The sequence below is a fragment of the Paenibacillus nasutitermitis genome, assembly GCF_014641075.1.
In the GTDB taxonomy this organism is placed as follows: domain Bacteria; phylum Bacillota; class Bacilli; order Paenibacillales; family Paenibacillaceae; genus Paenibacillus_Z; species Paenibacillus_Z nasutitermitis.
This window is the reverse complement of record NZ_BMHP01000012.1, coordinates 55,114-67,618: the sequence shown is the minus strand read 5'-3', so window position 1 is coordinate 67,618 and position 12,505 is coordinate 55,114. Positions and strand designations below refer to the sequence as shown.

12 protein-coding genes and 1 pseudogene are annotated in these 12,505 nt (G+C 51.9%); all 13 read right to left on the bottom strand.

Translation table 11 applies throughout. The features are described 5' to 3' along the window. Positions 1 to 525: 525 nt before the first annotated feature. Positions 526 to 2,037 (bottom strand): lysine--tRNA ligase, encoded by a 1,512-nt coding sequence (lysS, locus tag IEY46_RS33845; protein ID WP_189000134.1) that lies wholly within the window; start codon positions 2,035 to 2,037, stop codon positions 526 to 528. Between the two features lie 176 nt (positions 2,038 to 2,213). Then, a complete protein-coding gene (gene greA / locus IEY46_RS33840; protein ID WP_189000131.1) occupies positions 2,214 to 2,690 on the bottom strand; it encodes a transcription elongation factor GreA in 477 nt (158 codons plus the stop codon). 393 nt (positions 2,691 to 3,083) lie between these two features. After that, positions 3,084 to 4,038 (bottom strand): annotated as a pseudogene (gene dusB / locus IEY46_RS33835) (tRNA dihydrouridine synthase DusB); the annotation flags it as partial. A gap of 84 nt (positions 4,039 to 4,122) precedes the next feature. Beyond that, positions 4,123 to 4,335: a helix-turn-helix domain-containing protein gene (locus IEY46_RS33830; RefSeq protein ID WP_189000128.1), complete on the bottom strand. Its 213-nt coding sequence runs from the start codon at positions 4,333 to 4,335 to the stop codon at positions 4,123 to 4,125. After that, complete coding sequence (gene folK / locus IEY46_RS33825) at positions 4,287 to 4,907, bottom strand: 2-amino-4-hydroxy-6-hydroxymethyldihydropteridine diphosphokinase (protein WP_189000125.1); 621 nt, start codon at positions 4,905 to 4,907, stop codon at positions 4,287 to 4,289. The genes IEY46_RS33830 and folK overlap by 49 nt, the downstream gene beginning before the upstream one ends. Further along, a complete protein-coding gene (folB, locus tag IEY46_RS33820; RefSeq protein ID WP_189000122.1) occupies positions 4,879 to 5,271 on the bottom strand; it encodes a dihydroneopterin aldolase in 393 nt (130 codons plus the stop codon). The genes folK and folB overlap by 29 nt, the downstream gene beginning before the upstream one ends. A gap of 15 nt (positions 5,272 to 5,286) precedes the next feature. After that, positions 5,287 to 6,159: a dihydropteroate synthase gene (gene folP / locus IEY46_RS33815; RefSeq protein ID WP_189000119.1), complete on the bottom strand. Its 873-nt coding sequence runs from the start codon at positions 6,157 to 6,159 to the stop codon at positions 5,287 to 5,289. Positions 6,160 to 6,231: 72 nt separating this feature from the next. Beyond that, a complete protein-coding gene (pabC, locus tag IEY46_RS33810; protein WP_189000116.1) occupies positions 6,232 to 7,113 on the bottom strand; it encodes an aminodeoxychorismate lyase in 882 nt (293 codons plus the stop codon). Next, positions 7,110 to 7,691: an aminodeoxychorismate/anthranilate synthase component II gene (gene pabA, locus IEY46_RS33805; protein WP_189000113.1), complete on the bottom strand. Its 582-nt coding sequence runs from the start codon at positions 7,689 to 7,691 to the stop codon at positions 7,110 to 7,112. Before pabA ends, pabC begins: the two co-directional genes overlap by 4 nt. Before the next feature lie 5 nt (positions 7,692 to 7,696). Continuing rightward, positions 7,697 to 9,316 carry an anthranilate synthase component I family protein gene (locus IEY46_RS33800; protein ID WP_189000110.1) on the bottom strand — a complete coding sequence of 540 codons (1,620 nt, stop codon included), beginning with the start codon at positions 9,314 to 9,316 and terminating at the stop codon, positions 7,697 to 7,699. A gap of 197 nt (positions 9,317 to 9,513) precedes the next feature. Then, a complete protein-coding gene (gene cysK, locus IEY46_RS33795; RefSeq protein ID WP_189000107.1) occupies positions 9,514 to 10,452 on the bottom strand; it encodes a cysteine synthase A in 939 nt (312 codons plus the stop codon). A gap of 140 nt (positions 10,453 to 10,592) precedes the next feature. Further along, positions 10,593 to 11,543: a peptidyl-prolyl cis-trans isomerase gene (locus IEY46_RS33790; RefSeq protein WP_189000104.1), complete on the bottom strand. Its 951-nt coding sequence runs from the start codon at positions 11,541 to 11,543 to the stop codon at positions 10,593 to 10,595. Positions 11,544 to 11,562: 19 nt separating this feature from the next. Then, positions 11,563 to 12,468 (bottom strand): Hsp33 family molecular chaperone HslO, encoded by a 906-nt coding sequence (gene hslO / locus IEY46_RS33785; RefSeq protein WP_189000102.1) that lies wholly within the window; start codon positions 12,466 to 12,468, stop codon positions 11,563 to 11,565. Positions 12,469 to 12,505 lie beyond the last annotated feature (37 nt).

Here is a 12,505-nt window from a genome sequence, read left to right as displayed (position 1 = left end):
GCCAGCGTTCGTCCTGAGCCAGGATCAAACTCTCCATAAAAGAGATCCAAAGATCTCATAGCTTACAGATAAGCTAAAAACAGCTCATTCTTTAAAACCTGTTTGACAGGTCGCTCATTGTTCAGTTTTCAAAGAACAAATGCTTCTTGGTTGGCCGTAATTTCCAGCCTTCTTAGTAAGCTTATGATGTTGCCTCAGCGGCGACTTGATTAATATATCATAGGCGATGCACACAATGCAACCCTTTTATTCAACTATTATACCTGTTATTTATTCCCTTCTTATTTAAACGATGATTTACGGCCATATGTCCATTGTGAGCCCCCGATTTTCGCCTTGAATTAAGTAAAACGATGCAATTATATCGAATAACGGTCAAGCTTGCTGGCGCAGACTATTAACAAGAATGATGAGCATGACTGATTCCCTTTTCTATATATGTAGCAGGATGGACACCTAATCTTGTTCCCAGGTACAAAAAAACCGCTGCGGAGAGAAAGGCTCCACAGCGGTACATCAACAAAGCTATTCGCCTGCGCGCTCACGCATTTGCGGGAACAACAGGACATCGCGGATGGAAGGCGCGTCCGTCAGCAGCATGACTAATCGGTCTATGCCTATGCCTAGTCCGCCTGTTGGTGGCATGCCGTATTCCAGTGCACGGATGAAATCCTCATCCATCTCATGGGCTTCGTCATTGCCCTGCTCGCGTTCAACCAACTGGGACTCGAAGCGCTGCCGCTGATCGATAGGATCGTTCAACTCCGTAAACGCATTTGCGTGCTCACGCGCTACGATAAACAATTCAAAGCGGTCTGTGAACCGCGGATCACTGCTGCTTTTCTTTGCCAGCGGCGAAATCGCCACCGGATGTCCGGTTACAAAGGTGGGTTGAATGAGCGTATGCTCCACAAATTCCTCAAAAAACGCATTAAGGATATGGCCAAAAGTCATATGCGGCTCCACTTTTACTTTATGGGCTTTCGCATGGTCATGCGCCTCTTCATCCGTCATTTCAACGGAGAAGTCGACACCTGTCGCTTCTTTTACGAGGTCGACCATGGAAACACGACGCCAGGAAGGCGTCAAGTCGACTTCCTGCCCCTGATAAGAGATTTTGGTTGTACCCAATACCTCTTGTGCGATATGGGCAATAAGCGACTCCGTCAGGGCCATGATATCCTTGTAGTCGGCATAGGCCTCATACAGCTCAATCATCGTAAATTCCGGATTGTGACGCGTTGACATTCCTTCATTCCGGTAGACCCGGCCAATTTCATACACTTTCTCCATGCCGCCGACAATAAGACGCTTCAAGTGAAGCTCGATAGCAATCCGCATGTACAGCTGCATATCGAGTGTGTTGTGATGTGTTACGAAAGGACGCGCAGAAGCGCCGCCCGCAATGGAATGAAGCGTAGGCGTTTCCACTTCCAGATAATCGCGGGAATCCAGATAGCGGCGCATGGATTGAATAATGCGCGAGCGGGCAATAAACGTCTGCTGAACTTCGGGATTAACAATCAGATCGACATACCGCTGACGGTAGCGAAGCTCGACATCCTTGAGACCGTGGAATTTCTCGGGAAGCGGCAGCAGGGATTTGGAAAGAATGGTAATTTCATCCGCTTTCACCGAGATTTCACCCGTATTTGTCTTGAATACCGTGCCGCGGATCCCGACAATATCGCCGATATCCAGCAGTCCGAAAGCTTGATATTCGGCTTCAATTACCGTGTCCTTTCGGGCATAAATCTGAATTTTACCGCTTAAATCCTGAATATGCGCAAATGCGGCTTTGCCCATACCGCGTTTTTGCATGATTCTTCCCGCTACACTGACCTCCACGGCTTTTCCTTCGAGGTCCTCTTTACTTACCTCATTGTACGTCTCCACAATGTCTTTGGCACGGTGCGTTCTTTCGAACTTTCCCCCAAATGGATCAATCCCGAGCCCCCGAAGTTCATCCAGCTTGTCTCTGCGTATTTGCAGAAGCTCGCTTATTTCCTGATCTTGCGTTTGATGCTCCACTGCCATTCATCTCCTTGTTTGTTCCCAAGCCACGTATCATGCCGATTGCCCTGAAATGTCAAGAAGAAACAGGCTTGGTCCCCCTAGCAGGGCCGGGCATGCTTCTTCCATTCCAGGAAATTCAATACTCTGATTTTTGTGAAAAAAGCTCCCCGCGGAAGCTTTCACAAAAAGGTTCTTGGTTATTTTTTAATATCGACGATTTTATATTGAATAACGCCGGCCGGTACGTTCACTTCAACAACGGTCCCTTTGTTCTTGCCAAGAATGGCCTTGCCTACAGGACTTTCATTGGAAATCTTGTTTTGAAGCGGATCCGCCTCAGCCGTACCTACGATCGTGTATTCCATCGTATCGCCAAATTCCATATCCTCAACCGTCACGATTGATCCAATGCTCACGGAATCAATGTTTATATCATCATTATTGATAATCCGCGCGTTGCGCAGCATCTTCTCCAATGTGATTACACGGCCTTCGATAAAAGCCTGCTCGTTCTTGGCATCCTCATATTCGGAGTTCTCACTGATATCGCCGTAACCAATCGCGACTTTAATCCGCTCGGCTACCTCGCGACGCTTGACCGACTTTAACGTCTCCAGCTCTTCCTCAAGCTTCTTCAGTCCGTCCTGAGTCAAAATGATCTCTTTATCGCTCATGCTACTGATTCTCCTGTCAAATGACATTTTTTTCATACCCTGTATGAATTCACCGTTTGTCTAAATATAGTACGCAGTATCCCTTTGATGACAGCGTGTGGAATCCTGTTGCCTGATATCCTTGATCTGGTTGGCTTTATTGTCATGATACTTATTATTGAGAAATTATATTTCAAGTCTGCCCCGAATGTCAACGAAAGCCAGTTATAGGATTCTACTTTTGATAATTCTGCCTATAAACGTCAGCTTTATCCAACGAAGCATACCGGTCAGGCTATATATCAAAGCCGATGGCAGCCGCAGCATGCCCGGCCTCATATCCGATTGAAAAACAACTTCGCCAGATGAAGTGGAGGAAAGGGTCGGCTGTTCGCCTTCCGTGCCAAGCAGTTCCATATAATTGCCCAAAATCTGTGCCATTACATCCCGGCTTGTTTCTTCCATAATGACATCCTTGATACGCGCTGCGCCAGGGAGCCCCTTCAAGTACCAGGCCAGATGCTCGCGCATTTCACGCACAGCGACCGATTCGCCCATGAGCTTGACCAAACGGTCCATATGGACGATAGCAATTTCCATTTTTTCTCGTGGACTTGGTTCAGGGAGCAGTTTTCCTTCTGTCAAATAATGAATGGTCCGGTACAGCATCCAGGGATTGCCCAGCGCTCCGCGGCCGGTCATGACGCCGTCACATCCGGTATGATCCAGCAGACGCTTCGCGTCTTCCGGTGAAAATACATCGCCATTGCCAATAACGGGAATGTTTGCCGCCGCTTTAACATCCTTTATAATATCCCAATCCGCCTTGCCGGTATACAACTGCTCTCTTGTGCGGCCATGAACACTGACCGCTTTGCCTCCAGCGCGCTCAACGGCTTGGGCATTCTGAATGGCATAAATATGCTCGCAGTCCCAACCGACCCGCATCTTCACGGTAACCGGCTTGTCGACCGCATCCACAACCGACGAAACCATCTCATAGATTTTGTTTGGATCAAGCAGCCAGCGCGCGCCTGCGTCGCATTTTGTAACCTTTGGTACCGGGCACACCATGTTGATGTCGAATATCGGCATAGGTCTGTTTATCGACAATTTTCGCAGCTTCTACCAACGATTCGCGGTCTCCCCCGAAAATTTGCAAACTGCGCGGTTTCTCACGCTCATCGACGAACAGCATATCCAGCGTGCGTTTGTTGCCGTGCACGATCGCCTTGTCACTAACCATCTCGGCACAAACAAGACCGCAGCCGAATTCTTTGGCGATCAGTCGAAAAGCCGGATTTCACACGCCGGCTATCGGCGCAAGGACAACCTTATTCTTCATTTCACTATGGCCGATTTTGAGCATGACACTCCTCACTCCCTTCTGATGTCAAGAAGAACCGGCTCAAGCCCGCGCTTCAAATGGAACTAATCATAACAATAATCCTATCTACCGGCGGCTGTCAGCCGTCAGTTCTTTGTAGCTGATTCCCAGCGTTTCTGAAATACGCTCCAACAGCTTGGGATCGGGCTTTCGGGTACCCCGTTCCAAAGAACCAAGGACAGCAACCGATACTTCGAGCCGTTCCGCAAGCTCCTGCTGCGTAAAACCTTTCAGCTTTCGGAAAGCTCGGACGCGTTGTGCCAATTGATCGTATTCCATAACGTGATGCCTTCCCCTCCATCCTCTAACGCTCGTGATGCCAATTGATCAGCCTGCTTCTTCAACGGATGGCGGCTGTCCAGCACATCATTTAGCGGAACCATGACGAAAGCCCGCTCCAGCATTCTCGGATGGGGTAAAGTTAGTTCCTCATCCTCCATCCGGATGTCTTCCATCAGCAATAAATCAAGATCGATCGTGCGCGGGCCAAAACGGATTTCGCGCGTTCGGCCAAGTTTATTCTCTATGTTCAGCATCGTGCGCAAAAGAGCAATCGGCTCAAGAGTCGTACGAACGGCTGCCACCATGTTCAGGAAAGCCGGTTGGTCGGTATAACCGACGGGTGCCGTCTCATAGATACCGGAAATGCGCATCACCTGGATACCAGGATCGTTGTCGAGGAGCCTGAGCGCCCGGCGCAGCAGCTGCTCCCGAGCGCCGATGTTGGAGCCCAGCGCCAGGTATGATTGCCTTCGGCCTGCTTCCAGGACCCCGTCCTCCACGATATTCAAATCCGTAAGAGTCGGATCTGCGCTTGCCGTGTTATTGTTCAGCGGATGCTTGTTGTCCATGTTCATCCCGCTTTCTGCAGAGTTCCACCGTAACGCCGTCAAAGTGAATATCGAACGGCGGGTGAGGCTTGGTCACGCGGACCGTCACTTCATTTACATTAGTATAAGCGTCGAGAAGCCTCGATGCAATGTGACCGGCTAAAGCTTCGATTAATTTGAAAGGCGGTCCTTCAACAATAAATTTCACCAGGGCATGCAACTCCGCGTAATTCACCGTATGGTCCAAATCATCGGTTTGCGATGCTTGCGCAAGATCGATCTTGAGCTCCACATCGACGATATATTGCTGTCCCAGTTTGTTTTCCTCAGGAAATACGCCGTGATAGCCATAAAAACGCATGCCGTTCAATATCATCCGATCCATCTGAAGTTCCTCCTCCTAGTGTAATGTCCGGTACACAATCGCATCAGCCATGAGGGCATTGCGCTTCATTTCCTGTACATCGTGAACACGGACGATTTGACAGCCTTTAGAAATGCCGATCGTGGTCGTGGCCGCGGTTCCCATAATGATCTGATCCGCAGGCAGATCAAGCGTGCGTGCGATAAACCGTTTGCGCGAGGTTCCCAGAAGCACAGGATAGCCAAGTGCGGTCAGTTTCTCCAAATTACCCATCATCGTCAAATTTTCTTCGTAGTTTTTGGCAAAACCGATACCCGGGTCCAGCCACAGGTCTGTTTCGGATATCCCCGCCGCCTGCGCGGCATCGACACACGCCAGGAGATCTTCGATAACGTCCTGAACAAAGTTGTTATATTCCATGTCACGGCGGTTATGGCCTATGATGACAGGACAACGGAACTCAGCCGCCACCCCGGCCATCCCGGGGTCGCCCTTCAGCCCCCAGATATCGTTAATGATATTCGCTCCCGCCAGCAGGGACTGGCGCGCCGTTTCCGCTTTGTACGTATCGATTGAAATCGGGATGTGCGGCAGCGCCTGCCGAACGGCGCGGATCACCGGGAGCACACGGTCAAGCTCCTCTTCAAGGGGAACCGGCTCATATCCCGGTCGCGTGGACTCCCCGCCAATATCAATGATATCGGCACCCTCTGCTGCCATAGCGGAGGCATGCCTGACCGCAGCATCCAATGTATTGAACCGTCCGCCGTCAGAGAAAGAATTCGGCGTGATATTGAGAATGCCCATAATCAGCGTACGCCGGCCCAACTCAAGCTCTATGCCGCCGTCCAACTTGTAGCTGCGGGAATAAGGCCAGCCGGCTGCGGTTTCGCCTTTCTTCTGCTGCATGTGATCGCTCCTCTCTTATCCATTTATTAAAAGATACTATACCATAAGGATTGGCAGAGAACGTTTGCGAATCTATTCCAGAACGCTTGCCGCCTCCTGGCGGTAGGCTTCGAGCAGCTGCTGCTGGACCGGACCGGCACCGGCATTGCCAACGCAGTGGACCGTTCCTTGCCCGTCGCGGAGCGAGGTAACCGGAACCAGCTCTTGAATGGAATTGGTGACCCACACTTCATCGGCCTCAAGCAGCTGCTCCCACTCGAATAAACCCTCCACGATCTTCAGGCCTCCTGCCTGTGCCAGCTCCATGACCCTCTGCCTGGTAATACCCGGCAGGATGCCGGTTTCAATCGAAGGCGTAAAGATAATGCCGTTCCGGGCAAAAAACAGATTGCTGACAATACCTTCGGCCAGCCAGCCTTCACTTGTAAGCATCAGCCCTTCTGCGCCCGGAGCCGCCTGCATGCCGAGCAGTTCACGCTTGGCAATGATATTGTTCATATAATGCAGAGACTTCAAGCGGATATCCCCCTCCGGGGTGTTCCGCCTTGTCTGCAGCAGCGCAAGCTCCTTTCCGCGCCTATAGAGCAATGGATCTGCAGGCGGCAGCGGCTTCACAAGGAGCAGCGAGTCGGGTTTCGTATAATCCTCCAACGGAAGCCCCAGTCCCCCGACGCCCGCCGTTACGGTCAACCGCACATAAGCTTCCGCCAGCCCGTTCGCCCGCATCAGATCCCGGAGCCAGGCACGAATCGCATCCGCATCCGCTCGATAGCCAATGCCCAGAGAGCGGCAGCCCTCGTGCAGCCGATCCAGATGCCGCTCAAGCAGGAACGGCCTGCCTTCATAGGTGCGAAAAGTTTCAAACAGGCCCATCCCATACAAAAAGCCGTGATCATAGACCGAGATCACGGCTTCCTCCGCTGGCTTAACCGCTCCGTTCCAGCCTATATTCATCGGGCTGCGCCTGTACGCATGCTTAAGAAATTGCGAAGCAGGGAGAGGCCGTTTTCGGTAATAATCGATTCCGGGTGAAATTGGACGCCCTCAACCAGGTATTCCTTATGCCGCAATCCCATGATCTCTCCTTCCGCTGTTTGGGCGCTGATCTCCAGGCAATCCGGCAGCGTCTCGCGTTTTACAATCAGCGAATGATAACGCGTAGCAGTGAAGGGGGAAGGAATGCCTGCAAAGACCGACTTTCCGTCATGCAGAATCGGTGAGGTTTTGCCATGCATTAATTTCTCTGCACGCACGACATCGCCGCCGAAGGCTTGTCCGATAGCCTGATGGCCCAGACAAACGCCAAATATCGGGATTTCTCCCTTGAACCGGTCGATTAGAGCCAGCGAGATTCCCGCTTCATTGGGGCTGCAGGGTCCCGGGGAAATCAGAATATGGTCCGGTGCCAGCGCCGCAATGCCGTCCAGATCGATTTCATCGTTTCGTTTCACAACAATATCCTCGCCAAGCTCTCCCAAATATTGAACCAAATTATACGTGAATGAATCGTAATTATCGATGACCAGAATCATTCTCCTTACCCCCTTATAAGTTGCGCCGCCCATAGCTCGCTGTATTCAATGGCCTTCCAGAGCGCCTTAGCTTTATTCAACGATTCGTGATATTCCCGCTCGGGGTCGGAATCAATGACGATCCCCGCTCCGGCTTGAATATGGACCATACGGTCCTTCATCGTCATTGTTCTTATGATAATATTAAATTCCATATCGCCGTTGTAGTCAATCCAGCCGAGCGATCCCGTGTACGGTCCCCGCCTGACAGGTTCCAGCTCCTCGATGATTTCCATCGTTCGGATCTTGGGCGCGCCGGTGATCGTACCGCCCGGAAAGGTCGCAGCAATAACATCGTAGGCGTCTTTTCCGGCAGCCAATGTCCCTTCCACCTGAGAAACCAGATGCATCACATGGCTGTATCGTTCAATAGCCATAAGTTCCTTCACCTGAACAGAGCCATAGGCGGCTATTCGCCCCAAATCGTTGCGCTCCAGATCGACAAGCATAATATGCTCCGCCCGTTCCTTCTCGCTGGCCAGCAGTTCTGCCGCCATGGCCTGGTCGTCTTCCTCGGTATGCCCGCGTCTGCGAGTTCCGGCAATCGGCCTTGTGATCAACCTGCCGCCGCTGACTTCCACCAGCAATTCGGGTGATGCCGAGACCAGCTGGAAATCCGGGCACCGCAGCATCCCCATATAAGGGGATGGATTAAACAACCGAAGCCATTCATAAAGCTCCTCGGGCGCTGCCGTTGTTTCCCGGCTTTGGCGCAACGACAGGTTGACCTGAAACACATCTCCTTGTGCAATATAGGTACGGATCCGTTCGACCGCTTCCATATAAGCCAATTTGGAAAAAGGGGAGGTTCTGCCGCCTACCGCCTCGACATCGATATGGAGCGATGCCTTCTCCATCAACTCCATTCTGGCCTGTCTTATGCCTGCAGCTTGATCCGGCGCAGACAAGCCGGATACGGCCGTTTCCTGCAAACCCCCGTTATGAGCCAAACCTGGCGCCGAAGCTTCCATCATCTGACTCCATACGAGGGCCATGGCTTCCGCCTGGGCACAGGCGCGCTCATACAGCTGCTGCAGCTGCTCCGCAGTTTCCCCACCGGTTATCCGCGATTGGACCGCGCAGTAAAGGGATTGTTCCTGATGATCCACAATCCACAGCTCATCCATCCGCAGGAACAAATAATCTGGCAGTCCCAGATCATCGGCCGCCGATTCGGGCAGCTTCTCGATTGAACGGATAATATCATAGCTCCAGTAACCGACACAGCCGCCTGTCCACTTCGGCCCTATTCCCATGCGCGGCGCTCTGAATTCACTCATCCAGCTCCGCACCGCATCCAGCGGCTCCCCCTCATAAACCGTCCGGCTACCGCTGACGGTATCAACGGCTTCCGCCCTGCCGCTCTTGCCGCGGATGACGGATGACGGTGAAAGCCCGAGGTAGGTATATCTGCCATCCTTCCCGCTCTCCAGAACAAAGGCATAAGGAGATGCGCCCTCCCACGCTTTCTCCCAGGAGGCCGGTTTGTCTGCGCCCGCAGCAAGTGCCCGCCTGACCAGCACCGGCAGCATCGTATATTGTTGTTCCTGCCAGAGCTGCCACTGGCTATAAGCTGTAAACGCCATATGCCGTCCTCCGCTAATCATATTGCTTCAGGCTTCACTCATCATCTTACGATGCGGCGTAAAGCCATATCCACTCATTCATTTGGAAGCAAGTATACCGAATCAGCGGCCAAAAGAAAAGAAAAATTGGACCTCCATGGTCATGGAGATCCAATTGCAGCAGGCAGCGGAAGCGGGCCGCCAGATGTAAATCGATCTTAGTTCTCGAAATTGAACAGTGGAGTGGACAGGTAACGCTCTCCGTTGGATGGCACGATAGCGATGACCCGCTTGCCTTCGCCCAGCTCTTTCGCTACTTTCAAAGCGGCGAAAATCGCGGCACCGGAAGAAATACCGCAGAGGATGCCTTCTTCTTTGGCCGTACGGCGAGCTGTTTCGAAGGATTCTTCATTACCCACAGCAATGACTTCATCATAAATGTCGCGGTTAAGAATTTCCGGAATAAAGTTGGCGCCGATCCCCTGAATCTTGTGCGGTCCGGGATTGCCTCCGGAAAGCAGCGGAGAAGCCTCAGGCTCAACGGCATAAATTTTAATATTAGGGAAGTTTTGTTTCAGCACTTCACCGGCACCTGAAATCGTTCCGCCCGTACCGATACCGGCAACGAAAGCATCCAGCTTGCCGTCGAACGAGTTGATCGCTTCAACAATTTCCGGTCCAGTCGTTTCGCGGTGAATTTTCACATTCGCCTGGTTCTTGAACTGCTGAGGCAGGAAATAAGAAGGATTCTCTTTCTGAAGCTCTTCCGCCTTGCGGACCGAACCGTTCATGCCTTCGGAGCCTGGCGTCAGGATGATCTCTGCACCGTAAGCGCGAAGCAGGTTGCGGCGCTCAAGACTCATCGTTTCAGGCATAACCAGAATCGCTTTATAGCCTTTGGCAGCTGCGACAAGCGCAAGACCGATACCGGTATTGCCGCTTGTAGGCTCAATAATTGTGTCTCCCGGTTTGATCAGCCCTTCTTTCTCGGCTACTTCAATCATGCTGATCGCGATACGATCCTTCACGCTCGCTCCCGGATTCTGATACTCGAGCTTCACGTAGATTTCGGCGCTTCCCGCAGGCACAAGCCGATTCAAACGCACCAGAGGCGTGTCACCTATAAGATCGGTTATATTCTGTACAATTCTAGCCATGATAAGAGCTCCTCCTTATTCCGACTAAATCAGTTGGTTTTACCTACATTTTATCAGTCAAAACTACCCGCTGTCAAGAGTTGGTTTTAACCAGAATGGGAAAAAGAATGTCTTTGGTCCTGCTATTTGTGAACATGCACTCAAGGCATGATTTTGGCATTGTATTTGGCTAGAAGTTCCTCCTCGACCTGTCCCAGGGGACTGGCTTTGGAAAGCTCAAGCTGTTTGCGTGCATGTGCCCTCAATGTCTGTCCTTCTATCTGCCGCGTCGTATGTTTTTCCGTCAGTTGTATGACGGCCTGTCCTTCTTCCAGCTCAATTGGGCCGGCCACTTCTCCGACCTCAAGCCCGGCGGCACTCTTCAACACTTCGCTATCCACAAATGGATCGGCTTCATCAATCAAGCCCAGATCCCCGCCGCTCTCCGAAGTGTTCTCATCGATGGAGTAGGTTTTGGCCATCAGCGCAAAATCATTCCCCTTCGACAGACGCTCCATGATCGCGCGCGCATCTTTCTTGTTCTCCGACACAATCCAGGAAATCCGGTATTGATTGCGCGGCGCAAACTGGTCTTTATTTTCTTTCAAATATTGATCAATCTCTTCTTCGCTCACGGTAATCGATCTTGTGGCGATTTTCTCCAGCAGCAGCCGGTATTCCGTATCGCTCTGAATGGCTTCACGGGTTAATCCAAGCTGCTCCTTCATTGATTTATAATACTGTTCTTCGCTCTCATAGCCGGCCATCATCGCCTGTTGTTCTTCTTCAAGCTCGGAGGGAGAAATGTTCAAGTCGTATGTCTTGGCTTCCTGCCTTATCGCCGCTCTGACCATCAGGGCATGCAGTACCGTTTCCCCATATTGGCTTTGCAACTGCCGATTCAGCTCGGAAGCTGTAATCTGCTCCTCTCCAACCATGGCAGCCGCTTGATCCATGACGGGGGGCTGATCCTTGGCGTCATCGGCTTCATCGCTGGACGAAGGGACTTGATCTCCTGGTGCTAACACCCGGATGACAACCACAACGGCCAGAATGATCATACATGCGGCTTGAAGCAGCAGCACACTCTTCAATACCCGATCTTTCTTCATATTCGCCTCGGCCCTTCGATTATTGAATCGGTTTTGGCTTTGCCTGGTCGAGCAGCTTCTCGAGCTGCGGCCGTTCAAATACGTAGGTCTCGTTGCAGAAATGGCATACAATTTCAGCTCGGCCGTCTTCTTCGATCAACTGTTTCAATTCGTGCTCCCCCATGCTGATCAGCGTACGTTCGACTCTCTCATGGGAGCATTTGCACGCAAACACAATATCCAGCGTATCCATAAGCTGTATATCGTCACCAACGACCCAGCGCAGCAACCCTTCGGGCGTTTCTCCCTGGTCCAGCAAGGCGGATATTGGCGGAAGTGCCGTGATCGCCTGCTCCAGCCGGGCGATCTCTTCTTCTGTAACGCCAGGCATCAATTGTACGATAAAGCCTCCGGCGTTCATGACCTGTCCGTATTCGTCCACGAGAACACTTAAACCGACGACCGAAGGCGTCTGTTCCGATGTGGCAAAATAATAGGTGAAGTCCTCGGCAAGCTCGCCGGAAACAATCGGTATACTGCCACGGTAAGGTTCTTTGAGCCCCAAATCCTTGATGATATGGATATGGCCTTCGCGTCCTACAGCTCCCGCAACATCCAGCTTGCCGAGCTCGTTGCTTGGCAGCTGCGTTTGCGGATTATCCACGTAGCCGCGCACCTCTCCCACAGCGTTGGCATCTACGACAACTTGTCCGATAGGGCCGTCGCCTTTCACCTGAATCGTAAGCTTCTCTTCTCCTTTAAGCATGGCTCCCATGATGGCTCCCGCCGTAGCAGTCCGCCCCAGAGCAGCCGTTGCTGTAGGAAGAGTCCCATGCCGCCTGCGAAGCTCCTCCACCAAATTCGTTGTTTTCACGCCAAACACACGCAGCTTTCCGCCCCAGGCCATTCCTCGCACCAGGAAATCTTTCCCCAACGTTTCTTCCATCTTATCTCCCCCTTCATCTGTCCTGCACGTACAGCCT

Excerpts from the sequence above, each read along its gene's own strand:
- hslO (WP_189000102.1), bottom strand. The coding sequence starts at position 12,468 with ATGGAAGAAACGTTGGGGAAAGATTTCCTGGTGCGAGGAATGGCCTGG.
- IEY46_RS33830 (WP_189000128.1), bottom strand. The coding sequence starts at position 4,335 with ATGGAATACGATCAATTGGCACAACGCGTCCGAGCTTTCCGAAAGCTG.
- IEY46_RS33790 (WP_189000104.1), bottom strand. The coding sequence starts at position 11,543 with ATGAAGAAAGATCGGGTATTGAAGAGTGTGCTGCTGCTTCAAGCCGCA.
- folB (WP_189000122.1), bottom strand. The coding sequence starts at position 5,271 with ATGGATCGGATGATATTGAACGGCATGCGTTTTTATGGCTATCACGGC.
- cysK (WP_189000107.1), bottom strand. The coding sequence starts at position 10,452 with ATGGCTAGAATTGTACAGAATATAACCGATCTTATAGGTGACACGCCT.
- greA (WP_189000131.1), bottom strand. The coding sequence starts at position 2,690 with ATGAGCGATAAAGAGATCATTTTGACTCAGGACGGACTGAAGAAGCTT.
- folP (WP_189000119.1), bottom strand. The coding sequence starts at position 6,159 with ATGCAGCAGAAGAAAGGCGAAACCGCAGCCGGCTGGCCTTATTCCCGC.
- folK (WP_189000125.1), bottom strand. The coding sequence starts at position 4,907 with ATGGACAACAAGCATCCGCTGAACAATAACACGGCAAGCGCAGATCCG.
- pabC (WP_189000116.1), bottom strand. The coding sequence starts at position 7,113 with ATGAATATAGGCTGGAACGGAGCGGTTAAGCCAGCGGAGGAAGCCGTG.
- lysS (WP_189000134.1), bottom strand. The coding sequence starts at position 2,037 with ATGGCAGTGGAGCATCAAACGCAAGATCAGGAAATAAGCGAGCTTCTG.
- IEY46_RS33800 (WP_189000110.1), bottom strand. The coding sequence starts at position 9,316 with ATGGCGTTTACAGCTTATAGCCAGTGGCAGCTCTGGCAGGAACAACAA.
- pabA (WP_189000113.1), bottom strand. The coding sequence starts at position 7,691 with ATGATTCTGGTCATCGATAATTACGATTCATTCACGTATAATTTGGTT.